The following is a 24,887-nucleotide window of genomic DNA, read 5'->3' as shown; positions in this document are numbered from 1 at the left end:
ACTGGGCCATGGGCACATCTCTCAAAGCTGATCTGGGAGCCGACATCTTCGGCTCCGTCTGCGTAGCAATGGTCACGCCGTTTGATTCCGATGGCGAACTCGACGTTGTGGCAGGCCGCGATCTCGCTGCCCACTTGGTAGAACAAGGAATCGACGCACTAGTGCTCGCAGGCACAACGGGCGAATCCCCAACAACCACCGACGAAGAAAAGGTCGCGTTCTTAAAAGCAGTGCGCGAAGAGGTAGGGGACAAAGCCCGCATCATCGCTGGCGCGGGGTCCAACGACACGCGCCACGCGGTGGCAATGGCGAAAGCGGCCGCTAAGGCCGGCGCTGACGGCCTGTTGGTTGTCACGCCGTACTACTCCAAGCCGTCCCAGGCGGGGGTGGAGGCGCACTTCCGCGCAGTTGCGGAGGCCACTGACCTTCCGATCTGCCTGTACGACATTCCCGGCCGCTCCGGCATCCCGATCGATTCCGACACCATCCGCAGGCTTGCGGAAGTGGACACGATCAAGGCAATGAAAGACGCGAAGGGCGACATGCTCGAAGCGTCCACCTTGATCCAGGAGACCGGGCTGGCCTGGTACTCGGGCGATGATCCGTTGAACCTGCCGTGGCTCGCCGTCGGCGCGACCGGAATGATCTCTGTGGTTGGGCATGCCGCACCGAAGGCGCTGCGTGAACTAGTGACTGCATACGAGAACGGCGATCTCGCCCGTGCACGGGAAATCAACGCCAACACACTCAACGTGCTCGCGCGCCAACAGGGCGCGCTGGGCGGCGTGACATTTGCAAAGGCAGCTCTGCGACTGCAGGGCATCGAAGTAGGAGACCCGCGCCTGCCGGTCGCTGCGGCGACGGATGAGCAGGTCGAGCGGCTCCGCGAAGAAATGACACAGGCTGGAGTCCTATAAATATGAATGAACCCCGCAACCGCGCACGCAAGGTGACGCGCAAGGCCGGGCCGCCGGAGGCGAACGAACAGCAGCCGGTTTTCCAGGCGCCGAGCGACGCTCCTGCGAACGGCGGCGGCAACGACGCGCCCGCTGAGCGCGACAGTGGCAATAACGGCAATAACAGCAACAACGGCGGCAAGAGCAACCGCGACGACAACGGCGGCCGCAATGGCGGCAACAACCGTGGTGGCCGCGATGGCGGCAACGGTGGCAATGGCGGCAACGGCCGTGGCGGCAGCAACCGCAACCGTCGTCGCCGTGGCCGCGGCGGCAATGGCGGCAACGGTGGGGGCGGCGGTCGCCGCAACCCCATGAAGTCCATGCAGGGTGCTGATCTGACCAAGCGCCTGCCTGCGCCGCCGAAGCCAGCGAAGGACACGCTGCGCATCTACGCGCTCGGCGGCATTTCTGAAATCGGCCGTAACATGACGGTCTTCGAGTACAACGGCCGCCTCCTCATCGTGGACTGCGGCGTGCTGTTCCCGAACTCCGACGAGCCGGGCGTTGACCTGGTTCTGCCGGACTTCGGCCCGATTGAAAACAAGCTGGACAAGATCGACGCACTCGTGGTCACCCACGGCCACGAGGACCACATCGGCGCGATCCCGTGGCTGCTGAAGCTGCGCAGCGATATCCCGATCTACTCGTCCAAGTTCACCAACGCGCTGATCAAGGCGAAGACGCAGGAGCACCGCCAGCGTCCGAAGCTCAACGACGTGAACAAGGATTCCGAGGTCACCGTCGGCCCGTTCCGTCTGCGCTTCTGGCACGTCAACCACTCCATCCCGGAGTGCCTGGGTGTCTCCATCAAGACCGGCGCCGGCCACGTTGTGATGACCGGCGACGTGAAGGTGGACCAGACGCCGTACGACGGCAAGCCGACGGACATCCCGGCGCTTGCCCGCCTCGGCGACGAGGGCATCGACCTCTTCATGTGCGATTCCACCAACGCCACCATCCCGGGCATCTCCGCTTCGGAAGCCGGCATCGAGGAGACGCTGACCCGCCTGGTGTCCAATGCCCGCCAGCGCGTGGTCATCGCCTCGTTCGCCTCCAACGTGGCGCGCGTGCAGATGGCGATTAACGCCGCGGTGGCCAACAACCGCAAGGTGGCCTTCAACGGCCGCTCCATGCTGCGCAACATGGAGATTGCGGAGAAGATGAACCTGCTCAAAGCCCCGAAGGGCACGATCATCCCGATCGAGGAAGCCGCGAAGATGGCGCCGCACAAGACGGTGCTGATCACCACCGGCACCCAGGGTGAGCCGATGGCTGCGCTGTCGCGCATGTCCCGCCGCGAACACCGCCAGATCACCATCCACGACGGTGACACGATCATCCTGTCCTCCTCGCTCATCCCGGGCAACGAGGAAGCGGTGTTCGCGGTGATCAACAACCTCGCGCAGATCGGCGCGAACGTGATCACCAACGCCGAGGCGCACGTCCACGCGTCGGGCCACGGCTACGCCGGCGAGCTGCTCGCGCTGTACAACGCGGCGCGCCCGCGCAACGCGATGCCGGTGCACGGCGAGTGGCGCCACATGCGCGCCAACAAGGAGCTGGCAATCTCCACCGGCGTGAAGCCGAACAACACCGCGCTTGCTCAAAACGGCGTGGTGGTGGACATGCACAAGGGCAACATCAAGGTCGCTGGCCAGTACCAGGTGGGCCAGCTCTACGTCGACGGCACCACCATGGGCGACGTCGACCCAGACGTGCTGGCAGACCGCACCTCGCTGGCGTCCGGCGGCGTTGTGTCGATCACCTGCGTGATCGACGACAGCACCGGCCGCCTGCTGGAGGCGCCGCAGGTGTCCACCACGGGCTACAGCGACGACGACCGCGACTTCAACAAGAAGGTCGTCGAGGGCGTTGAGGCCGTCATGGGCGATCTGGCCGCCGAGGGCGAGAACGATCCGTTCCGCATGGTGCAGCAGATCCGCCGCAAGGTTTCCCGCGCGATCGAGCAGAACTACAAGCGTCAGCCGGTGATTCTGCCGACCGTGGTGCCGATGTCGTCGGAGAACCACATCGCCACCGAGGACGAGATCGCGTCCACACGCGAGTCCCGCTAAGCATTTGCTTATCGACGCCCCTTCGGCCCGCCCCGTGGCAGCCGAGGGGGCTAACGCGTTTTCGGGTCGTTTCGACACCTGGAGGCGCAGGCAAGACTAGGGCTGTCGAACCGTTTTGCAGGGTCCTCCCAGATCTAGGCGGAAACCGTACGGTTTCATAACAACCACGCAACAAGTGCTAGGCAGCTCTGAGACGGGTGTGCACAATGTGGCACATGAAGACCGCAACGAAAACCGCCGCGGCATTGCTTGCCGCCGCGGTGACGCTCGCACCAACCGCCCACGCACAGGATGACGTCGACTGGACGGGCGGCCGCCCGCTGCCGCCCGGCACCGAGGTGCCGTACGACCCCGGCTACGCATCCGCGTGGAAGCTCTACGACGTAATCCGCTTCGGCGACCCGAACTTCCGAAACACCAAAGTGCAGGGCGTGCGCGTGCTGGGTGCGTACGAGGGCGACTCGGTCATGTGCCACATGAACGCCAAGGGCGGGCGCAATGAGTGCTACCTCGACGGCAAGAAGGCAACCAAGCTCGGCTGGGGCCGCGGCGGAGAGGTGATCACTTTCGACCCGAAGGTCGAGCAGTTCGCCCCGCTGATCAGGAGCTACAACAACTTGGAACTGCAGCTTTCCAGCGGCTCCGGGGTGAACCTTTCCAGCTAGGCTTGGGCGCATGTCATTTGCGCAGAAAGAACGTGAACGCCTCGCCCAGTTGCTCCTTAAAGTCGGCCCTGACGCGCCGACGCTGAACGAGGGCTGGACCACCCGGGACCTTGCAGTCCACCTGCTCATCCGCGAGTCCAAGCCGGCGGCCGCTCCCGGCATCTTCGTGGATGTGCTCTCCGGTGTCACGGAGAAGGAGACTGCGAAGCAAAAGGCCCGCCCGTACGAGGACGTCGTGCGCGAATGGGCTGCCGGCCCGCCGGTGTGGCTCAAGCCGCTCAACTCCGCGATGAACACGTCCGAGCATTTCATCCACCACGAGGATGTGCGCCGGGGCGGGGGAGTAGTGGAGCCGCGTGAGTTCTCCCAAGTCATCAACGAGGAGTTGTTCGCGCTGGCGAAGCGCTTCGGCAAACTGACGCTGCGCAATGCGCCGGTGCCGGTGATCTTGACTCCGCCGACCATGCCGCCCGCGACCATCGGCGATAAGGCGGGGGTGGCCGAGCGCGGCAACAACGTTCTGCGTGTTGCCGGCGATCCGGGCGAGTTGCTGCTGTGGGTTTCCGGCCGTGACGCGGCGAAGGTGGAACTGACTGGTTCCGTGGACGCGTTGGACGGCTTCGAGATCAAGATGTGACCCTTGACTGCGCGTCGCAGGTGTGGCGTAAGGTGTAAATGTGACTTAAGGCGTTAGAGTTACACGCATGTCTGTCAAAAACACCGCGCCGCGCTCGTCGCGGTCTTCAACGCGCCGTCCTGCAGGCGGCACCCGCTATGGCGGTCCGGTGTCCATGACGCACCCGCCGACATCGTCGAACGTGGCGGCTGAAACCGCCGACGAACGCGTGGGGTCCGCGTACAAGGTCGTCGGCCATTCGCTGGGCGCCGCCGCGCGCGGCGTCGGGTCGTTCTTCCGCCGCGACAAGCAGGAGTCCGACTATGACGACACCGCTACGCGCAGACCCCGGCGCAGCCGCGACGACTGGGACGACGAATGGGAGGACGATCTGGAGATGCCAGAGGAGCGCACTGAAAGCTCCGCGAAAGGCGAACGCCGGAGGCGCGAGCCTGGTCAGGACGGTCGCTCCGGCGGCCACAGCACGTTTGAAACCCACGCCGACGCGTGGGGTTTAGTGCTCATTGGTCTGGCCGCCGTTATCGGTGGCTCGGTCTGGTTCGACGTGGCTGGCCCTGTGGGGGAGGTCATCTCCACCGGCACGCACTGGCTCATCGGCGCAGGTGCGCTGATCCTGCCGGTCATCCTGGTCGGCATCGCCATCGCGCTGATGCTCAACGTGCGCACCTCAGACGCCGTGCGCGCACGTGTCACGCTGGGCTTTTCCATCATCGCGATCGGCATGCTCGGCCTGATCCACGTCTTCGCCGGCAACCCGGCATCGTGGGAAGAGCGCAAGCTCGCCGGCGGCGCATTCGGCGCCTTCACCGGTGGCGTGCTCGCAGCAGGCTTCTCCTCGTTCGTGGCCATCCCGCTGCTTGGCCTGGTGATTCTCTACGGAGCACTCAAGGCCACCGGAATCACCGTGCGCGAAGCCTACGACTACATCAAGGACCTGGTCACCCGCATGCTGTCCAACACGGACACGCCCGACGACGCGGACCAGGACCCGTACAGCCACGTCGCGGACGACCTGGACGACATTGCGGAGGGGCGCGAGCGAGCTTCTCGACGTTCACGCGGCCGCACAGTCGACACCGAGCGCCCGACCCGCCCGGCCCGCCCGGCGCGGCGGCCCTCGCTGCGCCGCCCGACTCCGATGGAGAGCTACCCGGCCGACGGCGACGACGAGCTGGATCTGTTCGACTTCGCCGACGAGGTCGAGGATCACGACAACCTCGAGCAGACGGCGGCCGAGCCCGCCGCCTCCGCCGAGACCGCCGTGGTCCAGCGCCCGGCGGCCGCACCGGCACCAGCACCGGCACCCAAGCCAGCGGCACCCAAACCTGCCACGCCCAAGCCAGCCCAGCGCGACAACGAGACGAAGGTGCTGCAGCGGGAAGATCCGGAAGGTGAACGTCGAGAAGCAACTGCCCCCGACGCAGTAGCTAGCTCGCGCGAGCAGATGGCGAAGGCGATCGCGGCGCGCAGCGGCATCGACGCCTCCAAGATCCCCGCGACCACCCCAAAGTCGGAGACCGAGAAGGTCACCCCGAAGCAGGTGCGCAAGATCCCGCAGGGCGACTACAACCTGCCGTCGACGGACCTGCTGCTCGCGGGCAATGCGCCGAAGACGCGCACCGAGGCCAACGACCGCATGATCGAGGCGATCACCGACGTCTTCGAAGAGTTCAAGGTCAACGCCCAGGTCACCGGTTTCTCCCGCGGCCCGACAGTCACCCGCTACGAGGTGGAGCTTGGGCCGGGTGTGAAGGTCTCCAAGATCACCAACCTGCAGTCCAACCTCGCCTACGCCGTGGCCACCGACAACGTGCGCCTGCTCACCCCGATCCCCGGCAAATCCGCCGTGGGTATCGAGGTGCCCAACGCCGACCGCGAAATGGTGCGGCTACGCGACGTGCTGGACTCGCCGAAGGTCTCCGCGCAGGACGACCCAATGCTCATCGGCCTGGGCAAGGACATCGAGGGCGACTTCATCGCCTCCTCGATCCAGAAGATGCCGCACCTTTTGGTCGCCGGTTCCACCGGATCCGGTAAATCCGCCTTTGTGAACTCCATGCTGATCTCGCTGCTCACGCGCGCGACGCCGGAGGAAGTCCGCCTGATCCTGGTGGACCCGAAGATGGTGGAGCTGACCCCGTACGAGGGCATTCCGCACCTAATCACGCCGATCATCACCCAGCCGAAGAAGGCCGCGGCCGCGTTGCAGTGGCTGGTGGAGGAGATGGAGCAGCGCTACATGGACATGAAGTCCGCACGCGTGCGCCACATCAAGGACTTCAACCGCAAGGTCCGCTCCGGCGAACTGACCGCACCGCCGGGCTCCGAGCGCGAGATGCGCCCGTACCCGTTCATCGTGTGCGTGGTGGACGAGCTGGCCGACCTGATGATGACGGCACCGAAGGAGATTGAGGAATCCATCGTGCGCATCACACAGAAGGCGCGTGCGGCGGGCATCCACCTGGTGCTGGCGACGCAGCGTCCGTCGGTGGACGTGGTCACCGGCCTGATCAAGACCAACGTGCCGTCGCGACTCGCCTTCGCGACGTCCTCGCTGACCGACTCCCGCGTCATCCTGGACCAGGGCGGCGCCGAGAAGCTCATCGGCATGGGCGACGGCCTGTTCATCCCGCAGGGCGCTGGCAAACCGCAGCGCATGCAGGGCGCGTTCGTCTCCGACGAGGAGATCCAGGCGGTCGTCGACGCCGCGAAGGCGCAGCAGGACGAGCCCGATTATGTCGAGGGCGTCACCGAGGACAAGCAGGCCGAGGCCAAGGTCATCGACGACGACATCGGCAAGGACATGGACGATCTCCTCGAGGCCGTCGAACTCGTTGTCACCTCCCAGCTCGGCTCCACCTCGATGCTTCAGCGCAAGCTGCGCATCGGCTTTGCCAAGGCCGGCCGCCTGATGGACCTCATGGAATCCCGCGGCGTGGTCGGCCCGTCCGAAGGCTCCAAGGCCCGCGACGTGCTGGTCAAGCCCGAGGAGCTGGAGACCATCATCTGGATGATCAAGGGCGCGGACCCGGCCGAGGCCCCGAAGGACGTGCAGCTTGACGACGGCACCTCCGAAGACACCGACGGCTCCGACTCAGCTGAAGCCGGCGGCGACTCCGACACCCGCACCGTCACCGCGACGTACAACCCGACCGGGGGCGCGTTCTAGCCGGGAATGCATAACCGCCGGGGATGCTTACCCCAGGATGCTTACCGGGGCTAGATGCTTACTCCAGGATGCTTACCCATCGAGTGGTGCACCCGCCAAGGCCCGGTATCTCTCGAGAAGTAAGCGTTTAGAAGTAAGCATCCTCGGGCAGTAAGCATCCTGGGGTAAGCATTTACGCGGAAGGCGCGGGCGGCCCGGAGCGGTACAGGGCTCTGCGCGGCGGCGGGGCGGCACACCGCTCCGCGTGGTGTAGGCCGCGTGGTGTAGTGTGTAACGCGCTTGGAGGGGAGTACCCCGGAAGTGTCCAGGATCGTCAGCACGGTGCCGTCGTAAGGCGATGGCCCCGGTCCGGACCGCCCACAGTGGTGGGGGAGACCTCCGGTCTATTTTGCAACGCTGACCGGAGGCTTATTTATGCATGTTCCCCTGTACATTTGGCTGATCACTTCTGCGGTGATCCTGGGGTTTTTCATCTTCGATTTCGTCTCGCACGTGCGCACTCCGCACGAGCCGACGATGAAGGAATCTGGCGGTTGGGCCCTGTTCTACATGTCCATGGCGTGCCTGTTCGGCGGGCTGGTCTGGTGGCTGTGGGACTCCGAGCACGCCGTGCAGTTCTTCACCGGCTACATCACTGAGCTGTCGCTGTCGGTGGACAACCTGTTCGTCTTCGCGCTGATCATGAGCTCGTTCAAGATCCCGCGCGCGTACCAGCAAAAGGTGCTGCTCATCGGCATCGTGATCGCGCTGATCTGCCGCCTCGTGTTCATCCTGCTCGGCGCGGTGATCATCGAGGCGTGGTCGGACGTGTTCTACATCTTCGCCGCGTTCCTCATCTACACCGCCATCAAGCTGGTGTACGAGGAGGTGACCGACCAGGACGATCCGGACCCGAACGACATGCTCGTGGTGAAGACGCTGCGCAAGGTCATCCCGGTAACCAAGTCGTACCACTCCGACCGTCTCGTTTCGAGGACTCAGGCCGGAAAGAAGGCTGTCACGCCGCTGTTCGTCGCCCTGCTGTCGATCGGGTTTATCGACGTGATGTTCGCCTTCGACTCCATCCCGGCGATCTATGGCATCACCCAGGAATCCTTCCTCGTGTTCACCGCCAACGCGTTCGCGCTGCTGGGCCTGCGCCAGCTCTACTTCCTGCTCAACGGCCTGCTCGACCGCCTGGTATACCTGCCGTACGGCCTCGCGGTGGTGCTTGGCTTCATCGGCGTGAAGCTGCTGTTGCACGCGCTGCACGAGAACAACCTGTCGTTCATCAACGGCGGCGAGGGTCTGAACGTGCCGGAGGTCGGCACTGTCGCCTCGCTGCTGGTCATCGTCGGCGTGCTCGCGATCACCGCGATTGCCTCGGTGATCAAGGACCGTGCCGACGTGAAGGCCGGCCGCCGGGATCCGGAGGAGGGCAAGTACCACATCGATTACGACGATCACGGCAACCGTCGCAAGGTGGACCGCGAAGGCCACCACATCGAGTGGATCGACGATCCGGCTACGTCCGGCAAGGGCGACCACACCGCGACAGGTTCGCGCGACACGGACCACCTCGATGTTGCCCGGGGCGGCCGCAAGGGCTAAGTCAGCTAGGCGAAGATATTCATCACCGGGTTCCACTCCCGGATCTCGCGGGCGGCTAGGGCCCCTGCGACGGTGTAGGGGTCGCCGTCTAGGATGGCCGCCGCGTCGGCCTCGGTGGCGGTATCCGGCAGCTGCAGGATGATCAGGGCCTGCTCGGCGCCAGCGAGCGGCCCGGAGCCGACGATCCGGCCCAGCGACAGCTGGGAGGAGATGAATTCGCGGTGGGCGGGGCGAGTGTCGTCGACAAGCTTTTGCTCGCCGTAGGTGTACGTGGCTGCGAAATACTTCATGTAGGGCAGTCTAGGAGCGCGGCGCAGCATGGGTATGGTGGAGGCTGTGATGCAACCCGACAAGCAGTCGAATTGGAACCTCCCGAACATTTTGACCTCACTGAGGATCCTGTTCATTCCCGTTTTTGCCTGGCTGGTGCTGTCTGAGCGTTGGTGGTGGGCGTTTGGGTTGTTCGTTGCGCTCATGATCACGGACAAGCTCGACGGCGACATCGCGCGCGCCCGCGGGCTGGTCACGGACTTCGGCAAAATCGCCGACCCGATCGCGGACAAGGCGCTGATGACCACCGCGCTGGTCACTCTGAATGTCGCCAGCACGCTGCCGGTGTGGGTGACGGTGGTCATTGTGGCGCGTGAGCTGGGCATTACGGTGTGGCGCATGGTGATGCTGCGCCGCGGCAAGGTGGTGCCGGCGTCGAAGGGCGGCAAGCTCAAGACCGCGCTGCAAACACTTGCCGTGGGGCTGTACCTGTGCCCGCTGCCTGCGTGGATGGACACCCCGACCTTCGTGGTGATGTTGCTTGCGGTCGCGGTCACTGTGGTCACGGGCGTGCAGTACTTGGTTGATGCAGGGAAGGTGAACAAGTGACTACTGCGCAATTGCTTATCGACGAGCTCCGCGCCCGCCGCCAGACCATCGCCTTTTGCGAATCGCTCACTGCCGGTCTCGCTTCGTCGACGTTGGCTAATGTGCCCGGTGCCTCGGATGTGTTGGTCGGCGGGCTGGTCACGTACTCACCGGAGCTGAAGACGGCGCTCGCGGACGTGCCGGCGGACCTGATCGAGCGCGAAGGCGTCGTGTCCGCGGCCGTCGCACGCGAGATGGCGCGCGGGGCGCGGCGCGTGTGCGGGGCCGACTGGGCGGTGGCGCTGACCGGTGTTGCAGGCCCCGACGCCCAAGACGGCGTGCCCGCCGGCACCGTATGGATCGGGCTGGCCGGGCCGAAGTGGACCGCCTCGTCGCAGGCGGCGGAGCTGCTTGAGCCTTCGGTTGGCCAGTACGCGATCATGCCGGGAGCTGCGGTGCCGGTGCGTGTGTTGTCGGGGCAGCGCAATGAGGTCCGCCGCCTGGCGGTGGAGGCCGCGCTGGTCGGTGCGCTGACGGGCGTGCGGGAACAAAACTAAACCGCGAGTCGTTGGAGGGATTGATGACCACTACTACTTTGCTCTACGACACCCCGGTTGACTTGCCGCTTGCGCCGGCCGAGGCCGCCCCCGCTTCGTCCCGCGAGCCACTGTTCCGTGAGGCACTTGGCATGTCGCTACGCGCGTTCCGCGCGGACAAGGGCGTGACGCTGCGTGCGCTGGCGAAGGAAGCTCGCGTGTCCTCCGGCTACATCTCCGAGCTGGAGCGTGGCCGCAAGGAAGTTTCCTCCGAGCTTTTGGCCTCCCTGTGCGACGCACTGGGCACGACGGTCTCCGAGGTTTTGCTGGAGGCTGTGGCGAACATGTCGCTGCACTCGTTCACCGAGGAGCTTGAGCGCACCACACCGGCCGCAGCGGAAGCGTAGCCGGGAATCCGCGACTACAGTGGTTGGCGTTTAACGCAATCTACTGACAGAAAGGTCACGGTGCTTTAACCATGGCGAATCCCTTTACCAAGTTCTGGAACTACCTGATGGCGCTCTTCGACAACAAGATCGAAGAAAACGCAGACCCGAAGGTCCAGATCGAGCAGGCCATTAACGACGCGCAGCGTCAGCACCAGGCTCTGTCCCAGCAGGCGGCTGCCGTGATTGGCAACCAGCGCCAGCTGGAGATGCAGCTCAACCGTCGCTTGGAGGACGTCGAGAAGCTGCAGGCGAACGCACGCCAGGCACTCCAGCTCGCCGACAAGGCACGCGGCGAGGGCAACGCCCAGAAGGCGCAGGAGTACGAAAATGCCGCCGAGGCTTTCGCGGCCCAGTTGGTTACCGCCGAGTCGGGTGTCGAGGACACGAAGCAGCTTCACGACCAGGCGCTGCAGCAGGCGGCGCAGGCGAAGCAGGCCGTCGAGCGCAACGCCGCGCACCTGCAGCAACAGGTGGCGGAGCGTTCCAAGCTGCTGTCCCAGCTGGAGCAGGCGAAGATGCAGGAGAAGGTCTCGGAGACCATGCAGTCCATGAACTCCATTACCGCCTCCGGCCCGAACCTGGACCAGGTGCGCGACAAGATCGAGCGCCGCTACGCCAACGCTCTGGGTGCCGCCGAGCTGGCGCAGAACTCCATCGAAGGCCGCATGGCTGAGGTGGAGCAGGCAGGTATCCAGATGGCGGGCCACGGCCGCCTGGAGCAGCTGCGCGCTGAGATGGCAGGGGAGCTGACCTCCGGCAACAAGCAAGCTATTGAGCAGGGCAACTCCGCCCAGGGTGGTGCCGCTGGTGCTTCGAACCCGGTCAGCGGCGATGTCTCCGACGACGCTGTCGCGCAGCGCATGCGCGAGCTGCGCGGGGAGTAAGCGCGTAGTCAGTCACCGCGTACGCCTGATAAACGCCTTCCGCCCGGTCCCTCAGGTGAGGGGCCGGGCGGAACGTCGTTCTACAGCAGAGTGTAAGAGCGGCTTCTCCATCACTATTCCCCGGCGTTTCCAGCTGGAAGGATCCAGCTATCCGCCTCTCGGGACCGAATAGCTGGGTCTTTGTAGCTGGATTTGGAAGAGGGGAGGGTGGCGGTGCAGCTAATCCACGGCTCCGCGGGCCATGAGCGCTTCGCCCATCATCTTGGCGCGGCGCACAGACCGGATGACCAGCGGAATACCGAACGCGGTAATCGAGAAACCGACGCCGCGGGCTTTGCGCGCCTCGAGGACCTCGTTGGCGGTGGCGAGGGTCAACGGAATGAGACGGATGGTCAGCGCGATGGTCAGGGAGATCAACTCCCCGGTGCGGCCGAACGGGGCCAAAGCACGGTCCAGGGCTGACAGCAGCTCCTCTACCGGGGTGGTCAGGGTGAGCAGGTTCGCCGCAGCAATGGTGGCAAGCAGTCCGAGCAAAAGCGTCAGCGCGGATTGCACACCGTTTTGCCACACCATGAACACGCCCAGAAACAGCAGCACGGGCAGCAGCGGCACGAGCTGTCTCCACGCCACGCGCGCGGGGATGCTCGCCCACACGTAGAGCACAAACACAAACCCGAGCGCGATCAAGGAGTGCCACGGCTGGGTCGGCAGGGCAGTGACGGCGATGATGAAAACAACCAGCAGCACGAACTTCAGCGCCGCGCCTAGGCGGTGCAGCCACGTGTCGCCGGGGATGTAGACGCCTAAGGGGAGTTCGCGGATCACGGCTTTGAGTCCATCAGGTCGGTGTAGAAGGCGATGGCGTCATCAGGTGTGCCGTCGTAGGCCAAGGCGCCGTCGTCGATGACCAGCACACGGTCGAAGCCGCGCAGCATCTCCAGGTCGTGGGTGACCACGATCAGTTGCTGGTCCAGCGACATCAGCTCGCGCACGATGCGGCGGCGGTTGCGCAGGTCCAGCAGGGTGGTGGGCTCGTCGGCGATGATCGTGTCGGGCTCGATCACCAGCACGGACGCGAGCGCCAGCATCTGCTTCTCGCCGCCGGAGAGGGTGTGCGGGGAGTTCTCGGCGCGGTCGGCGAGCTCGAAGCGCTCGAGCACCTCTGCCACGCGGCGTTTGACCTCCTCGCGCGGCAGCTTGAAGCGGCGCAGGGAAAACGCTACGTCGTCGGAAACGCGCGGCATGACAATTTGGGATTCAGCGTCGGAGAAGACAAATCCGACGCGTTTGCGGATGTCTTTGCCGCGTTTGTCGGGCGTGAGCCCGTCGTAAAGCACTTGCCCTGATGTCGGCTCGATGAGGCCGTTGATTAGGCGCACGGTGGTGGATTTGCCGGAGCCGTTGGAGCCGATGATGCCGATGCGCTGCTCCGACAGGCTCACGGTGAGCGGCGCGAGGATCTGCTCGTCGTCATACGTGACGGCGGCGCCGCGGAACTCGATGAGGGGCATGGCGCTTACTTGCGGGCCCCGCGAAGATCCGGGAACGCCTGGTGCACCGCGAACGCGATGGCGATCATGAGCGCGACCTTGCCGGCATCCGGCAGCAGGAACGGCACCTGCGCCGCCCATGCCGCGCCGAAGCTCATGTCAGCGCGCCACATCAGGCCGAACACGCCGCAGAGGTACTGGAAAAACAGGCCCAGGTAGCCGGCGAGAATGAGGATGCCGACGCTCGCCGCTTTGTTCGAGCGGAACGGTGCGGTGTACGCGACCGCACCGGCGACGGCGGCGGAAACGAGGTAACCGCCGAGGTACCCGACGGTCGTCCCGCCAATCGCGGAGATCACCGTGCGGCCGCCCGCGAGCACCGGCAGTGCCAGGCCCACCAGCAGGAAGATCGCGGCGGCAGAGAAACCGCGGCGCCACCCCAGCACGAGGCCGGCGAGGATGACGGCGGCGTTTTGCAGCACGATGGGCACGCCTGCCGCGCCGACGGGGATGGACACGAAGCCCAGCACGATGATGATGGCGGCGAAGACAGCGATTAGCGCAATGTCCTGCGCCGTAGAGTTTTTCTTCATGCGCGGGAGTGTACCGCGGCAGCTGACGTGTACTGTCGGGCGCATGCGTTTGACGGAGTTTCACCAGCTTGTGCAGGACGAATTCGGCTCGGAGCGCGCGCAGTGGATCATCCAGACCCAGGTGTTGCCCGGGTTTGAGCAGACGTCTGCGCAGCTCATCGATGCCGGTGTGGATCCGCGCGATGCGTGGCAGGGGCTGTGCGACGCGTTCGATGTCCCGGAGGAGCGCCGCCTCGGCATCGACCGCCCGGGCACGTAGGGAGGTTGCTTATCGACGACTCCGCTGTGCCGGCGTGTCGTTGAATTTCGAACACGTTTGCGTGTAGTCTCTGGCGTGTCGCCGTCGCGTTCTACAGTGTGCCGTGTTTCCGCTTGGGAAAAATTTCTTTGTGTTCGAGGGAACCGAAGCGGTATGGCGATACGTCTAACTAAGAAACTGTGCACGCGACGCGCCCAGCGCCGCCGAATACTTGGAGGTAGAAACACCACATGGCAACGAAGAAGAAGTCCACGGCTTCGGCCGGCAATGACCGCAAGAATGCGCTCGATGCAGCGCTGGCAATGATTGAGAAGGACTACGGCAAGGGCGCGGTGATGCGCCTGGGCGACGAGAACCGCCCGCCGATCCAGTCCATTTCCTCCGGCAACACGGCCATCGATGTCGCGCTCGGCATTGGCGGTTGGCCACGCGGGCGCATTGTGGAGATCTACGGCCCGGAGTCTTCCGGTAAGACCACTGTGGCGCTGCACGCGATCGCGGAGGCGCAGCGCGCTGGCGGTATTGCGGCGTTTATTGACGCGGAGCACGCGCTTGATCCGGATTACGCACGCAAACTCGGAGTGGACACCGACAACCTGCTGGTCTCCCAGCCGGACACCGGCGAGCAGGCGCTCGAGATCGCGGACATGCTGGTGCGTTCGGGAGCGATCGACATCATCGTGATTGACTCGGTGGCGGCACTGACCCCGAAGGCGGAGATCGAAGGCGAGATGGGCGACAGCCATGTCGGCCTACAGGCCCGTCTGATGTCCCAGGCACTGCGCAAGATGACCGGTGCGCTGTATAACTCCGGCACTACCGCCATCTTCATTAACCAGCTGCGCGAGAAGATCGGCGTGATGTTCGGTTCCCCGGAGACCACCACCGGCGGTAAGGCGCTGAAGTTCTACGCGTCCGTGCGCTGCGACGTGCGCCGAATTCAGACGTTGAAGGACGGCCAGGACTCCATTGGTAACCGCACCAAGATGAAGGTGGTGAAGAACAAGGTTTCCCCGCCGTTCAAGATCGCCGAGTTCGACATCATGTACGGCGAGGGCATCTCGCGCGAGAGCTCGATTATCGACATGGGCGTGGAGAACGGCATTGTGAAGAAGTCCGGCTCCTGGTTCACCTACGAGGGCGACCAGCTGGGGCAGGGCAAGGAAAAGGCCCGCACCTTCCTCAAGGAGAACCCGGACCTGGCCGACGAGATTGAGGACAAGATCTTCCGCGCACTCGGAGTGGGTAAGTACGCCAACGCGTCCGATGAGCTGACGGACGAGCCGGTGGATATGGTGCCGAACATCGACTTCGATGACGAGGATGACGCGGCTGCACCGGCAACGGCGGAGAAGTAGTTGGCGGACGCGGACAAGGTTGCCCGGCTCCAGGCGGCGCTTGACGCCTACGAGCCGGGCACCGGTCTTTTCGACCGGACGCATGAGGAGGCCCTGGCGCCCGTGCGCAAACGGGCCCTTGGCCTGCTGGACCAGCGAGCGCGCTCCCGCGCGGAGCTGCGCGAGCGGCTGATCAAGGCCGAGTTCGAGCCGCAGCTTGTGGACGAAGTCCTTGACGACCTCGCTGGCTCCGGCCTCATCAACGACGCCCAGTTTGCCCACGAGTGGGTGCGCCAGCGCGCCGCCCGCCGCGGCAAGTCCGCCCGCGCTCTGGATATGGAGCTGCGCGACAAGGGCGTCGGGGGAGCGGACCGCGCCGCGGCCTTGGAGCAGATCTCGGACGAGGACGAGGAGCACACGGCCCGCGCGGTTGCGGAGAAGTCCGCGCGGAAGGTCAAAGCGGCCCCGGCAGACCGCGCCGAGTACGACAAGCACCTGCGCCGCGTCGTGGGCGCGTTGGCCCGGCGCGGCTTCAACCAGGGCATGGCGCTGCGTATCGCACGCGAGGAGCTGGACACGCGCATCGCCGAGTGTGAGGAATAGACCGAAACACTGAACGGTGTTCAAGACGGTCTCCTAGACTTGTCCGCATGGCATTGTTCAGCGTGAAGATGCGCTCCAGCGCGCTCGGCTCCCACATCTCCGGCGCCGAGCGCATCGTGGAGGAGCGCGAGGTCCCCAACGTGTGCGCCGCTATGAGCACGCGCGCACTCGCACACAGCAAGGGGCAACCGGACTCGATCACCGTGACCGTGAACGCCATCGACGGCGATGTCGCACATATCCCGGCGTTGCCTATCACGGAGGCGTGCTGCGCAGACCCGGCACAGGCCCGCGACACTGTCATCGAGGCCCTGGCCCCTCTGACCCCGCACGCCGCAGACGCATGGGAGATGCTCACCGGCGTGCGCGACATGCGCGGCGCGATCCTGTTCCATGCGGAAACCGGTGCACGTCTCGAACCAGACAACGCCCGCGGCGTGCGGGTGACCTCCATGGATGCCGCCGACGCAACGGGGGAGCGTCCCGAAGCACGCTCCGGCAAGACCCGTGTCACCGATGCGCTCGTATTGGCTTCCAAGGTGGCGCACCACCCGTCTGTGCTCGCCGAGGTGTGCATCTCCGACGATCCGGATTACACCACCGGCTACGTGGCCTCCAGGAAGCTGGGCTACCTTCGCGTGCCCAACATGAAGCCGGCCGGCTCCCACATGGGCGGGCGCCTGTTCGTGGTGAACACTGACAACCCCGCGGGCCTGATCGATTACCTCGAACACACCCCCGTGCTGGTCGAGGAGGCCAAATGAGCTGGCTCGACAACGCTGCCGAGCAACAGCGCGCCACCTGGCGCAGCCAAGGCCTCGAGCGCACCCCCGCAATCTTTAGCACTGGCCAGACTCCGGTAGCGACCATCGACGGCGACGAGTACGTCCTGTTCAGCTCCTCGAACTACCTGGGGCTGGCCGAACACCCCGCCGTGAACAAAGCAGCCGCCAACGCGCTCAACCGTTTCGGCGTGGGCTCCGGCGGATCGCGCCTGACCACCGGCACCACGGACCTGCACGCCCAACTTGAGCGCGACTTCGCCCGCTTCCTCGACTACGAGGACGCGGTGTTTTTCTCCGCCGGGTTCATGGCGAATACTGGCGTGCTGCAGGCGCTCGCCGGCCCGGGCACACTCATCGTCTCGGACGAGCGCAACCACGCCAGCATCATCGACGGCTGCCGCCTGGCCAAGGCCCAAGGTGCCACGGTGCGCGTGTACCGGCACCGCGACCCGGCGCACGTCGACGAGCTGTTGCGAGGGCATTCCGGAGAAGCGATTGTGGTCACCGACGGGCTGTTTTCCATGGACGGCACCCTCGCGCCCGTCCCCGAACTTTTGGCCGTTTGCCGCGCCCACGGCGCCGCCCTCATGGCCGACGACGCGCACGGCACCGGCACCCTCGGCGCCACGGGCCGCGGCATTACAGAGCACTTTTCGCTTGTCGACGACCATCCGGACATCCTCGTCGCCACCTCATCCAAAGCGCTCGGAGCAGAGGGCGGGGCAGTGGTTGCCTCCGCTCCCGTGGCAAAACTCCTGCGGCAGAAGGCCCGCACCTTCGTCTATTCCACCTCGTCCACACCGGCCACGTGCGCGGCGGTGTCAGCGGCCATCGTCGAGCTCGAGGGCGAGGAGAGTCCGGTGCCTGCGCTGCACCGGAACATCCGTCGCTTGACACGCCAGCTCGGAATGGACGAGTGGGCCAGCCCGATCATCCCGGTGCCCATCGGCGATGAAACGCGCGCGGTGAACGCGTCCGCCAGACTCCGGGAGGCCGGGTACTTCGTGCCCGCCATTCGCTGGCCGACCGTCCCGCGTGGTGCGGCGATGCTGCGGGTGACGGTGATGGCCACCCACACCGACGAACAGATCGACGGGCTTGCGCAGGCACTGAGGCAGGTGCGCTAGAAGCGCTTTTCCACCGGGTTATCAATCTGGGTGTAGTCCGGCGCCTGCCAATCCACGTTCACCGTGTCCTTGGTGTCCAGGCCGACGTTCTTGCCGGCGGTGGGCACCTTGGCAAACGGGTTGCGGCGGGCGCGTCCGGCGCGCAGCTGGCGCTCCACACGCGTTGCCAGCATGGTCAGGCCGTAGTTGATCAGGATCATGATGATGGCCACCACGATCAACGACGGCAGGTAGTTCTGGTTGGCGGATGCGACCTGGGTGCCGGAGCGGACCACTTCCACGTAACCGATCTGGTAGCCGAGCGCGGAGTCCTTCAGTGCGATGACCATCTGGGAGATCAGCGCCGGCAGCATCGCCGCGACCGACTGCGGCAGCAAAATCCGGCCCATGGTCTGCCAGTGGCTCAGCCCCAACGCCTGGGCTGCTTCGGTCTGTCCGCGGGGCAGCGCCTTGATGCCGGCGCGCAGGATCTCCGCGATGACCGAGCCGTTGTACAGCGTCAGCGCGATCACTACGGCCCAGAAGGCGAGGTCCTTCGGCGGGACCAGCCGGTAGACGGCCAGCACCTGGTACAGGAAAATCATCAGCAACAGCACCGGGATGGCGCGGAAGCATTCGACGACGACAGCGCATATGCCCCGCACGAGCTTGCTGGGCGCGAGCCTGCCAAGGCCGAAGACCACGCCAAAGACGATGGCGAACAGGATGGAGACCACAGCTGCCTTAATCGTGCCCCACAGGCCCGGCAGGATGTAGGTGGTCCAGGTGTTGCCCTGCAAGAACGGGTTCCAGCGGCGCGCCTCCAGCTGGCCGTTGGCCGCGAGGTTGTCCAGCACCCAGCAGCCGGCGAGCACGACCACGACGACGGTCAGCGCGGTATAGATGTAGTTTCGGCGGACGGCGTTAGGCCCTGGGGCGTCGTAAAGCACCGTGGCTCGAACGGAAGAAGACATTATCGTTTCACCGCCAAACGGTTAGAGAGCCAGCCGACGAGCAGGCCCATGGGCAGGGTCAGCATGATGAATCCGAGCGCGAAGATGCCGAACACCGCGAAGAGCTGGTTGGCGTGGAACTCGATGGTGGACTTCATCAAAAGCGACGCCTCGGCCACGCCGATGACGGACGCGATTGTCGTGTTCTTCGTCAGCGCGATTAACGTGTTGCCCAGCGGCACGATCGCCGCGCGCAGCGCCTGGGGGAAGATGATCAGGGAGAAGATCTGCCCGAAGCTCAAGCCCAGCGAGCGCGCCGCTTCAGCCTGGCCGAAGTGCACGGTGTTGATGCCGCTTCGCAGAGACTCGGCCACGAAGCACGAGGTGTAGAGGACAAACCCCAAGATGGCCAGCCGGAAGTTCTGGTCCGCTAGGAAGGTTTGGGACTCGCGGCTGGCGAGTTCCAGGCCCAGGTTCTGGTACAGCCCGAAGGAGCAGAACAGCACCACGAGGGTGAGCGGGGTATTTCGCACGGTGTTGATGTAGAACGACGAAATGCTCCGCAAGATACCGACGGGGGAGACCCGCATGGCGGTGAGAATCGTACCCAGGATCATCGACCCGATCGCTGAGTAGAACGTCAGCTTGATGGTGGTCCAGAACGCTGGCCACAGCTTGGGCGCGAGATCGGCCCACATTGCATCCATAGCGGGAAACTCCCAACGGTGAAAACTGAATAGGAAGAGGCGGAGCGGGCGTTACTCGACGAAGGAGAGGTCGCCGACGTTGTCCTTCTCCACGCCCTGGCCGCCGTCGAGGTTCTCGTCGACGAACTTGTCAAAGGAGCCGTCCTCGTACAGGGCATCGAGTGCCTTGTTCACGGCCTCGAGCGCGCCCGGGTCCTCCTTCTTCAGACCGACGCCGTAGTGCTCGTTGGTGAACTCCTCGCCATCCTTCTTCAGCTCGACGACCTTGAAGTCGCCCGGGGACTGGGCGGAGTAGCCGCCAAGGATGGTCGCGTCGGTGGTCAACGCGTCGACATTGCCGTTGCGCAGTGCCTCAACGCAGGAGGAGTAGGTGTCGTACTCCTGCAGTTGCACGCCCGGGAGGGTGTCCTTGACCTTCTGCGCCGGGGTGGAGCCGGTCACGGAGCACAGGATGCGTCCGTCGAGAGACTCCAGGCCAGTGATCTGCGCGTCGTCGGAACGCACGAGCAGCGCCTGGTGGGTGAGCAGGTACGGGCCACCGAAGTCCACGGCTTCGGAGCGGGACTTGTTGATGGAGTAGGTCGCCGCGATCGCCGCGACCTCGCCGTTTTGCAGGACGGTCTCGCGCTGTGCGGACGGGGTCTCGCGCCAGGTGATCTCCGGGTGCTTCCAGCCGTTGTCGTCGGCGATGTGATTGACCACGTAGGTGATCACATCCACGTCCAAGCCGGTCATGGAACCGTCGGCCTCGCGCAGGCCGAGGCCCGGCTGGTCGTACTTGGTGCCGAGAGTGACGTTGCCGGCCTCGATCTGGCCGAGCAGGCCGCTATCTGTGGAGGTCTCATCACCGCCGCAGGCTGCGAGGGTAGTAGCCGCGAGCAAGACAGCGGCGGCGGACGATGCGATGCGGGTAGAGCGCTTCATTGTGGGTCTCCTTCTCAAGAAAATGATTTAGTGGGGCAGAATCTTGCCCAGGAAATCCCGGGCACGGTCGGACTGCGGGTTGGTAAAGAACGACTCGGGGTCCGTGTCCTCGACGATTTCGCCGTCGGCCATGAACAAGATGCGGTCCGCGACCTTGCGGGCGAACCCCATCTCGTGGGTGACAACAACCATCGTCATGCCGCTTCGCGCGAGCTCGCTCATCACGTCGAGCACCTCGCCGACCATTTCGGGGTCGAGGGCAGACGTGGGTTCGTCGAAAAGCATGACCTTCGGCTCCATGGCCAGAGCGCGAGCGATGGCCACGCGCTGCTGCTGGCCGCCGGAGAGCTGGGCGGGGTACTTCTCGGCTTGGTTGCCGATGCCCACGCGGTCCAGCAACTCCCGGGCGCGGGAAGTGGCTTCGGTCTTTTTGGCCTTGCGCACCTTCATCGGCCCGAGCGTGACGTTGTCCAGGATGGTCAGATGGGGAAACAGGTTGAACTGCTGGAACACCATGCCGACGTCCGAACGCAGCCGCGCCAGTTCCCTGCCCTCTGCGGGCAGTTCCTGGCCGTCGATGTCGATCGTGCCTTCCTCGATGGTTTCGAGGCGGTTAATCGTCCGACACAGGGTGGACTTTCCGGACCCCGACGGCCCCAGCACCACAACCACTTGTCCGCGGGGGATCTCGAGGTTGATGTTTTTCAGCGCGTGGAAGTCGTCGAAGTACTTCTCCACACCCACCATGCGAATCATGGGTTCGGCAATTTCCTGTGTCATGTACCGCACCTTAAGCCATAGCTGTGAGTCAGATGACACAAATGGAAAATAATTTTGTGGATCACCTGGAAAACCGCATACAGAACGCGGGTCGGCGACGGTAAGGCTGCGGTTAGGCGCAGACAGCTCACCTGGTTAGACTGTCTCGCCGTGACTACGGCGAGCACCACCCAAAACAGCAATCCCCGCACCTACGAGGTGCGCACGTTCGGCTGCCAGATGAACGTGCACGACTCCGAGCGTCTTTCCGGCATGCTCGAAGACGCGGGCTACGTCGCGGCCGATGCGGGCGAGGAGCCCGACCTGGTGGTCTTCAACACCTGCGCGGTGCGCGAGAACGCCGACAAGCGCCTCTACGGCTCGCTGGGCCAGCTGAAAAACGTCAAGGCCGACCACCCGGGCATGCAGATCGCCGTCGGCGGGTGCCTGGCGCAGAAGGACCGCGACACCGTCATTGCAAAGGCGCCGTGGGTCGACGCTGTCTTTGGCACCCACAACATCTCTGCGCTGCCGGCGTTGCTCGACCGGGCCCGTGTAGAGGATGAGGCCCAGGTGGAGATTGTCGAAGCCCTCGAGGTATTCCCGTCCGTGCTGCCCGCCAAGCGCGAATCCGCCTACGCCGGCTGGGTGTCCATCTCCGTGGGCTGCAACAACACCTGCACGTTCTGCATCGTGCCCAGCCTGCGCGGTAAGGAAGTGGACCGCCGCCCGGGCGAGATCCTCGCCGAGGTCAAAGCACTTGTGGACCAGGGCGTCTCCGAGGTGACCCTGCTGGGGCAGAACGTGAACTCGTACGGCGTGAACTTCGTCGACGAGGACATGGAGCGCGACCGCTCCGCGTTTTCCAAGCTGCTGCGCGCCTGCGGCGACATCGAGGGCTTGGAGCGCGTGCGTTTCACCTCCCCGCACCCGGCGGAGTTCACCTCCGATGTCATCGACGCGATGGCGGAGACCCCGAACGTGTGCCCGCAGCTGCACATGCCGCTGCAGTCCGGCTCGGACAAGGTGCTCAAGGACATGCGCCGGTCCTACCGCTCCAAGAAGTTCCTGGCCATTTTGGACGAGGTGCGCGAGAAGTTGCCGCACGCGGCGATCACCACTGACATCATTGTCGGCTTCCCGGGCGAGACCGAAGAGGATTTCCAGGCCACCCTCGACGTGGTTGAGAAGGCGCGCTTCACCTCGGCGTTTACCTTCCAGTACTCGCCGCGCCCCGGCACCCCGGCGGCGGAGATGGAAGATCAGATCCCCAAGGCTGTGGTCCAGGAGCGTTTCGAGCGCCTCCACGCGCTGCAGGAGCGGATCAGCGCGGAGGAAAACGCGAAGCTCGTGGATACGCGCCAGGAGCTGTTGGTGCAGGAGGACGGCCGCAAGAACGACCGCACCCAGCGCATGTCCGGCCGTGCCCGCGACGGGCGTCTGGTGCACTTCGCGGTTGAAGGCAACATCGACGGCGATGTCCGCCCGGGCGATATCGTCACCGTCACCATCACCGCGGCGAAGCCGCACTACCTGATCGCGGATTCCGGCATCCACGAGCACCGCCGCACCAAGGCCGGCGACAACTCCGCTAGGGGAGAGGTGCCCACCACCGCGCCGATCGGGGTGGGCCTTGGCCTGCCGACGATCGGCCGGCCCGCCGCCGCTCCAGCAGATTCCGCCTGCTGCGGCGGCTAGGGCTACAGTTGGGCGACATGACGCAGCCCAACACCGAATCCCTTGCCCGCGCGGAGAAGAAAGCCGCATCCACCGTGGACATGGGCGTAAAACGCTGGGTGCTCGCCGCCGCGGTGGCCATCTACGTGGTGGCGCTGTTCCTGCCGTTCGTCGGCGGGGCGTCGTTGTGGCAGGTGCTCGCCGCCACCGACGCGGCGAAGGACGCCCAGACCGCGATCACGGAGTACGTCTTCGCGTGGATCTCACTTATCGGCGTCGGCGTCTTGACCACCCTTGCCGTTGCCACGCAGCGCTTCGCACTCGCGGTTCCCGCGTGGATGGTCACCACCGTCTCGCTGGTCTACTCCGTGCTGGGCATCTGGCTGCGCAACTCCAACGCCTCCGGCATCAGCCGTGGCCCCGGCTATTACCTGGTCGTGCTCGCGGTGGTGATCGTGGTTTTCACGGTGTTCCCGTTGATCCTGTCGCGCAACGAGGAGCAGGCGGCCGTCGCTAAGCAGCGTGCCGAGGCGCAAGGCAAGGATGAGGTGGCGCTCGCGCAGCGCGCCGCGACGAGGGAGCAGGAGAACCCTTTGCTTATCGACGACCGCCGTGCCCGCGCAGCAGAGCGACACCGCAAATCGTCGGACTAACGGATACAAAACTGGGGCGGGTCCCCAGCCCGCAAAAGACGATATCGGCGTTTAGCGTGACCGCCGATCCGCGACCTGGGCTTTTCCGGCGGGTCACCTTGTAAACGCCGATATCGCCATTTGGCGAGCTGCCTACTTCTTCTGCCACGCGGTGGTGGAAGAAACCACCTCCGCGTCAAGCCCGCGCATGATGGCGTTTGCCGCAGGGGAGTCGGCGGGGTAGGAGCAGTAGACCGTCTCCAGGTCCTCCCAGACTCCCTTCGCGCGCGTGAGCGACGAGCGCAGCAGTGCCGAGCCGATGCCGCGGCCGCGGTGCTCGGGCAGCACGTAGACCAGGCCCAGCTCGCAGACTTTCGCGTCGTCGGCGAGGAAGCGCACTACCTCGCACAATCCGACGATCACGCCGTCGACGTAGGCGAGGCCCGTCAGCTGCGCGCCGCCGCGGTCTTGCAACCTCGCCCCGGCGTCGCGGATGCGCTCGAGGTCCCACTCGATGGTGTCCATGACCAGATCGCCGCGCGGGTAGTCGCGCGACGCCGCCGTGAGCAGACGGGAGAACTGCTGCACCTCGTCCGCGCCGGCCTTTCTCCGAGAGAAGAAACCGGGTCCCTCGATCACCGCAAACTCTGCATCCACCGTGGCCACAGCGTCAGGCAGCCCCTCAATCGCGGAGATGGAAAACGTGCCCTGGTCCTCCCGGAACGCCGGCGTGTAGCCGTAGCCCCGCACGTTCGGCGGCTCATCGGCGTCAAGGGCGTGGGTGACCCACAGCTGGCGGGTGGGGCGGGACAGGCGGGCCGACAGGTCGTCGAGAAGCTTTAGCGCGCTTTCCCACGGCGCGTCGGGGATGGGCTCGCCCGGAAGGGGAGCGAGCTCGGAATCGAACGTGAAGTTCGCTTCGATCACGCCGCGGTCCTCCAGCAGGGGGAGGGAGACGAACAGCCAGGCGTCGAGGAAGTCGAGGTCTTCGGCGAACAGCTCCGGGTAGCCCAAGTCGGTGACCGGACGCAGGTGCTGCGTTGAAACTAAGCCGAACAGCATGGCCTCGGACTCGGCGGAGGGCTCGAGGCGCTTGGCGATGTGGGCGGCGGACACACCGGAGGTAGCAAGACCCGTGATGTCCTGGATGGCCAGCGTGGCGGAAAAGGCGTAGCCCCCGACCACGGCCTCGGCATCATCGCCGTGGTCTGGTCGGGGGAGAAAAGGTGGGGGTGGAGCA

General features: G+C 65.1%; 26 protein-coding genes. 17 read left to right on the top strand and 9 right to left on the bottom strand.

The annotated features are described in order from the left end of the window. Positions 1 to 8 precede the first annotated feature (8 nt). From dapA to HMPREF2791_RS02865, 6 genes are all read left to right on the top strand, one after another. Positions 9 to 917 (top strand): 4-hydroxy-tetrahydrodipicolinate synthase, encoded by a 909-nt coding sequence (dapA, locus tag HMPREF2791_RS02890; protein ID WP_070474173.1) that lies wholly within the window; start codon positions 9 to 11, stop codon positions 915 to 917. Between the two features lie 2 nt (positions 918 to 919). Next, positions 920 to 3,034 (top strand): ribonuclease J, encoded by a 2,115-nt coding sequence (locus tag HMPREF2791_RS02885; protein ID WP_070844309.1) that lies wholly within the window; start codon positions 920 to 922, stop codon positions 3,032 to 3,034. Positions 3,035 to 3,249: 215 nt separating this feature from the next. After that, positions 3,250 to 3,699 carry a hypothetical protein gene (locus HMPREF2791_RS02880; RefSeq protein ID WP_141764894.1) on the top strand — a complete coding sequence of 150 codons (450 nt, stop codon included), beginning with the start codon at positions 3,250 to 3,252 and terminating at the stop codon, positions 3,697 to 3,699. Positions 3,700 to 3,709: 10 nt separating this feature from the next. Beyond that, positions 3,710 to 4,336 (top strand): TIGR03085 family metal-binding protein, encoded by a 627-nt coding sequence (locus HMPREF2791_RS02875; protein WP_070844305.1) that lies wholly within the window; start codon positions 3,710 to 3,712, stop codon positions 4,334 to 4,336. Between the two features lie 67 nt (positions 4,337 to 4,403). Beyond that, positions 4,404 to 7,505 (top strand): DNA translocase FtsK, encoded by a 3,102-nt coding sequence (locus HMPREF2791_RS02870; protein ID WP_070844303.1) that lies wholly within the window; start codon positions 4,404 to 4,406, stop codon positions 7,503 to 7,505. A 414-nt stretch (positions 7,506 to 7,919) separates the two neighbouring features. Beyond that, the gene (locus HMPREF2791_RS02865; protein WP_070844301.1) at positions 7,920 to 9,095 is read left to right on the top strand and encodes a TerC family protein; all 1,176 of its coding nucleotides are present in this window, start codon (positions 7,920 to 7,922) and stop codon (positions 9,093 to 9,095) included. A gap of 5 nt (positions 9,096 to 9,100) precedes the next feature. On the opposite strand, the gene HMPREF2791_RS02860 is transcribed toward HMPREF2791_RS02865, so the two are convergent. Next, positions 9,101 to 9,385 (bottom strand): YciI family protein, encoded by a 285-nt coding sequence (locus HMPREF2791_RS02860; protein ID WP_070844351.1) that lies wholly within the window; start codon positions 9,383 to 9,385, stop codon positions 9,101 to 9,103. A gap of 28 nt (positions 9,386 to 9,413) precedes the next feature. On the opposite strand from HMPREF2791_RS02860, the gene pgsA reads away from it, so the two are divergent. From pgsA to HMPREF2791_RS02840, 4 genes are all read left to right on the top strand, one after another. Continuing rightward, entirely contained in the window at positions 9,414 to 9,974 is a 561-nt protein-coding gene (pgsA, locus tag HMPREF2791_RS02855) for a CDP-diacylglycerol--glycerol-3-phosphate 3-phosphatidyltransferase (protein ID WP_070844299.1), read from the top strand. Further along, complete coding sequence (locus HMPREF2791_RS02850) at positions 9,971 to 10,510, top strand: CinA family protein (RefSeq protein ID WP_070474190.1); 540 nt, start codon at positions 9,971 to 9,973, stop codon at positions 10,508 to 10,510. Before pgsA ends, HMPREF2791_RS02850 begins: the two co-directional genes overlap by 4 nt. Before the next feature lie 23 nt (positions 10,511 to 10,533). Further along, on the top strand, positions 10,534 to 10,896 hold the full coding sequence (locus HMPREF2791_RS02845) for a helix-turn-helix domain-containing protein (protein ID WP_070844297.1): 363 nt from the start codon (positions 10,534 to 10,536) through the stop codon (positions 10,894 to 10,896). A 71-nt stretch (positions 10,897 to 10,967) separates the two neighbouring features. Beyond that, on the top strand, positions 10,968 to 11,822 hold the full coding sequence (locus HMPREF2791_RS02840) for a PspA/IM30 family protein (RefSeq protein ID WP_070474194.1): 855 nt from the start codon (positions 10,968 to 10,970) through the stop codon (positions 11,820 to 11,822). Between the two features lie 219 nt (positions 11,823 to 12,041). Here the strand turns inward: HMPREF2791_RS02840 and HMPREF2791_RS02835 are convergent, their stop codons facing one another. The 3 genes from HMPREF2791_RS02835 to HMPREF2791_RS02825 are packed head-to-tail and all read right to left on the bottom strand — an operon-like array spanning position 12,042 to position 13,905. Continuing rightward, complete coding sequence (locus tag HMPREF2791_RS02835; RefSeq protein ID WP_168168284.1) at positions 12,042 to 12,644, bottom strand: energy-coupling factor transporter transmembrane component T family protein; 603 nt, start codon at positions 12,642 to 12,644, stop codon at positions 12,042 to 12,044. Then, positions 12,644 to 13,333 carry an energy-coupling factor ABC transporter ATP-binding protein gene (locus tag HMPREF2791_RS02830; RefSeq protein WP_070844294.1) on the bottom strand — a complete coding sequence of 230 codons (690 nt, stop codon included), beginning with the start codon at positions 13,331 to 13,333 and terminating at the stop codon, positions 12,644 to 12,646. Before HMPREF2791_RS02830 ends, HMPREF2791_RS02835 begins: the two co-directional genes overlap by 1 nt. A 5-nt stretch (positions 13,334 to 13,338) precedes the next feature. After that, the gene (locus HMPREF2791_RS02825; protein ID WP_070844292.1) at positions 13,339 to 13,905 is read right to left on the bottom strand and encodes a biotin transporter BioY; all 567 of its coding nucleotides are present in this window, start codon (positions 13,903 to 13,905) and stop codon (positions 13,339 to 13,341) included. Between the two features lie 43 nt (positions 13,906 to 13,948). Between HMPREF2791_RS02825 and HMPREF2791_RS02820 the strand changes: the two genes are divergently transcribed. The 5 genes from HMPREF2791_RS02820 (at position 13,949) to HMPREF2791_RS02800 (ending at position 18,016) form a co-directional block, all read left to right on the top strand. Further along, positions 13,949 to 14,164: a DUF3046 domain-containing protein gene (locus HMPREF2791_RS02820; RefSeq protein WP_070474202.1), complete on the top strand. Its 216-nt coding sequence runs from the start codon at positions 13,949 to 13,951 to the stop codon at positions 14,162 to 14,164. A 230-nt stretch (positions 14,165 to 14,394) separates the two neighbouring features. Continuing rightward, complete coding sequence (gene recA, locus HMPREF2791_RS02815) at positions 14,395 to 15,522, top strand: recombinase RecA (RefSeq protein ID WP_070844290.1); 1,128 nt, start codon at positions 14,395 to 14,397, stop codon at positions 15,520 to 15,522. After that, positions 15,523 to 16,104 carry a recombination regulator RecX gene (recX, locus tag HMPREF2791_RS02810; protein WP_070844288.1) on the top strand — a complete coding sequence of 194 codons (582 nt, stop codon included), beginning with the start codon at positions 15,523 to 15,525 and terminating at the stop codon, positions 16,102 to 16,104. Positions 16,105 to 16,151: 47 nt separating this feature from the next. Then, complete coding sequence (locus tag HMPREF2791_RS02805) at positions 16,152 to 16,868, top strand: 6-carboxyhexanoate--CoA ligase (protein WP_070844286.1); 717 nt, start codon at positions 16,152 to 16,154, stop codon at positions 16,866 to 16,868. Beyond that, positions 16,865 to 18,016, top strand: coding sequence for an aminotransferase class I/II-fold pyridoxal phosphate-dependent enzyme (locus HMPREF2791_RS02800; RefSeq protein WP_070844284.1), 1,152 nt, complete (start codon positions 16,865 to 16,867; stop codon positions 18,014 to 18,016). Before HMPREF2791_RS02805 ends, HMPREF2791_RS02800 begins: the two co-directional genes overlap by 4 nt. Here the strand turns inward: HMPREF2791_RS02800 and HMPREF2791_RS02795 are convergent. From HMPREF2791_RS02795 to gluA, 4 genes are read right to left on the bottom strand one after another with little or no spacing between them, the layout of a single operon-like run. Continuing rightward, the gene (locus tag HMPREF2791_RS02795) at positions 18,013 to 18,969 is read right to left on the bottom strand and encodes an amino acid ABC transporter permease (protein ID WP_070474215.1); all 957 of its coding nucleotides are present in this window, start codon (positions 18,967 to 18,969) and stop codon (positions 18,013 to 18,015) included. The two genes, HMPREF2791_RS02800 and HMPREF2791_RS02795, sit on opposite strands and share 4 nt — an antisense overlap. Further along, entirely contained in the window at positions 18,969 to 19,655 is a 687-nt protein-coding gene (gene gluC / locus HMPREF2791_RS02790; RefSeq protein ID WP_070474218.1) for a glutamate ABC transporter permease GluC, read from the bottom strand. Before gluC ends, HMPREF2791_RS02795 begins: the two co-directional genes overlap by 1 nt. 51 nt (positions 19,656 to 19,706) lie before the next feature. Beyond that, the gene (locus HMPREF2791_RS02785; protein ID WP_070474221.1) at positions 19,707 to 20,579 is read right to left on the bottom strand and encodes a glutamate ABC transporter substrate-binding protein; all 873 of its coding nucleotides are present in this window, start codon (positions 20,577 to 20,579) and stop codon (positions 19,707 to 19,709) included. Between the two features lie 27 nt (positions 20,580 to 20,606). Next, positions 20,607 to 21,335: a glutamate ABC transporter ATP-binding protein GluA gene (gene gluA, locus HMPREF2791_RS02780; RefSeq protein WP_070844282.1), complete on the bottom strand. Its 729-nt coding sequence runs from the start codon at positions 21,333 to 21,335 to the stop codon at positions 20,607 to 20,609. A gap of 174 nt (positions 21,336 to 21,509) precedes the next feature. Between gluA and miaB the strand changes: the two genes are divergently transcribed. Together miaB and HMPREF2791_RS02770 are read left to right on the top strand one after the other, a co-directional pair. Next, the gene (miaB, locus tag HMPREF2791_RS02775; protein WP_070844280.1) at positions 21,510 to 23,036 is read left to right on the top strand and encodes a tRNA (N6-isopentenyl adenosine(37)-C2)-methylthiotransferase MiaB; all 1,527 of its coding nucleotides are present in this window, start codon (positions 21,510 to 21,512) and stop codon (positions 23,034 to 23,036) included. A gap of 17 nt (positions 23,037 to 23,053) precedes the next feature. After that, positions 23,054 to 23,668, top strand: a complete 615-nt coding sequence (locus tag HMPREF2791_RS02770; RefSeq protein ID WP_070844278.1) for an Rv2732c family membrane protein — start codon at positions 23,054 to 23,056, stop codon at positions 23,666 to 23,668. 132 nt (positions 23,669 to 23,800) lie between these two features. On the opposite strand, the gene HMPREF2791_RS02765 is transcribed toward HMPREF2791_RS02770, so the two are convergent. Continuing rightward, on the bottom strand, positions 23,801 to 24,832 hold the full coding sequence (locus tag HMPREF2791_RS02765) for a GNAT family N-acetyltransferase (protein ID WP_070844276.1): 1,032 nt from the start codon (positions 24,830 to 24,832) through the stop codon (positions 23,801 to 23,803). Positions 24,833 to 24,887 lie beyond the last annotated feature (55 nt).

The organism is Corynebacterium sp. HMSC034A01, assembly GCF_001838175.1.
Classification (GTDB): Bacteria; Actinomycetota; Actinomycetes; order Mycobacteriales; family Mycobacteriaceae; genus Corynebacterium.
This window is presented reverse-complemented; position numbering and strand designations above follow the sequence as displayed.

Excerpts from the sequence above, each read along its gene's own strand:
- HMPREF2791_RS02800 (WP_070844284.1), top strand. The coding sequence starts at position 16,865 with ATGAGCTGGCTCGACAACGCTGCCGAGCAACAGCGCGCCACCTGGCGC.
- gluA (WP_070844282.1), bottom strand. The coding sequence starts at position 21,335 with ATGATTCGCATGGTGGGTGTGGAGAAGTACTTCGACGACTTCCACGCG.
- HMPREF2791_RS02785 (WP_070474221.1), bottom strand. The coding sequence starts at position 20,579 with ATGAAGCGCTCTACCCGCATCGCATCGTCCGCCGCCGCTGTCTTGCTC.
- HMPREF2791_RS02870 (WP_070844303.1), top strand. The coding sequence starts at position 4,404 with ATGTCTGTCAAAAACACCGCGCCGCGCTCGTCGCGGTCTTCAACGCGC.
- dapA (WP_070474173.1), top strand. The coding sequence starts at position 9 with ATGGGCACATCTCTCAAAGCTGATCTGGGAGCCGACATCTTCGGCTCC.
- HMPREF2791_RS02845 (WP_070844297.1), top strand. The coding sequence starts at position 10,534 with ATGACCACTACTACTTTGCTCTACGACACCCCGGTTGACTTGCCGCTT.
- HMPREF2791_RS02875 (WP_070844305.1), top strand. The coding sequence starts at position 3,710 with ATGTCATTTGCGCAGAAAGAACGTGAACGCCTCGCCCAGTTGCTCCTT.
- HMPREF2791_RS02825 (WP_070844292.1), bottom strand. The coding sequence starts at position 13,905 with ATGAAGAAAAACTCTACGGCGCAGGACATTGCGCTAATCGCTGTCTTC.
- HMPREF2791_RS02880 (WP_141764894.1), top strand. The coding sequence starts at position 3,250 with ATGAAGACCGCAACGAAAACCGCCGCGGCATTGCTTGCCGCCGCGGTG.
- HMPREF2791_RS02840 (WP_070474194.1), top strand. The coding sequence starts at position 10,968 with ATGGCGAATCCCTTTACCAAGTTCTGGAACTACCTGATGGCGCTCTTC.
- HMPREF2791_RS02830 (WP_070844294.1), bottom strand. The coding sequence starts at position 13,333 with ATGCCCCTCATCGAGTTCCGCGGCGCCGCCGTCACGTATGACGACGAG.
- HMPREF2791_RS02865 (WP_070844301.1), top strand. The coding sequence starts at position 7,920 with ATGCATGTTCCCCTGTACATTTGGCTGATCACTTCTGCGGTGATCCTG.
- recA (WP_070844290.1), top strand. The coding sequence starts at position 14,395 with ATGGCAACGAAGAAGAAGTCCACGGCTTCGGCCGGCAATGACCGCAAG.
- HMPREF2791_RS02795 (WP_070474215.1), bottom strand. The coding sequence starts at position 18,969 with ATGTCTTCTTCCGTTCGAGCCACGGTGCTTTACGACGCCCCAGGGCCT.
- HMPREF2791_RS02770 (WP_070844278.1), top strand. The coding sequence starts at position 23,054 with ATGACGCAGCCCAACACCGAATCCCTTGCCCGCGCGGAGAAGAAAGCC.
- HMPREF2791_RS02820 (WP_070474202.1), top strand. The coding sequence starts at position 13,949 with ATGCGTTTGACGGAGTTTCACCAGCTTGTGCAGGACGAATTCGGCTCG.
- HMPREF2791_RS02885 (WP_070844309.1), top strand. The coding sequence starts at position 920 with ATGAATGAACCCCGCAACCGCGCACGCAAGGTGACGCGCAAGGCCGGG.
- pgsA (WP_070844299.1), top strand. The coding sequence starts at position 9,414 with ATGGGTATGGTGGAGGCTGTGATGCAACCCGACAAGCAGTCGAATTGG.
- HMPREF2791_RS02805 (WP_070844286.1), top strand. The coding sequence starts at position 16,152 with ATGGCATTGTTCAGCGTGAAGATGCGCTCCAGCGCGCTCGGCTCCCAC.
- HMPREF2791_RS02860 (WP_070844351.1), bottom strand. The coding sequence starts at position 9,385 with ATGAAGTATTTCGCAGCCACGTACACCTACGGCGAGCAAAAGCTTGTC.
- gluC (WP_070474218.1), bottom strand. The coding sequence starts at position 19,655 with ATGGATGCAATGTGGGCCGATCTCGCGCCCAAGCTGTGGCCAGCGTTC.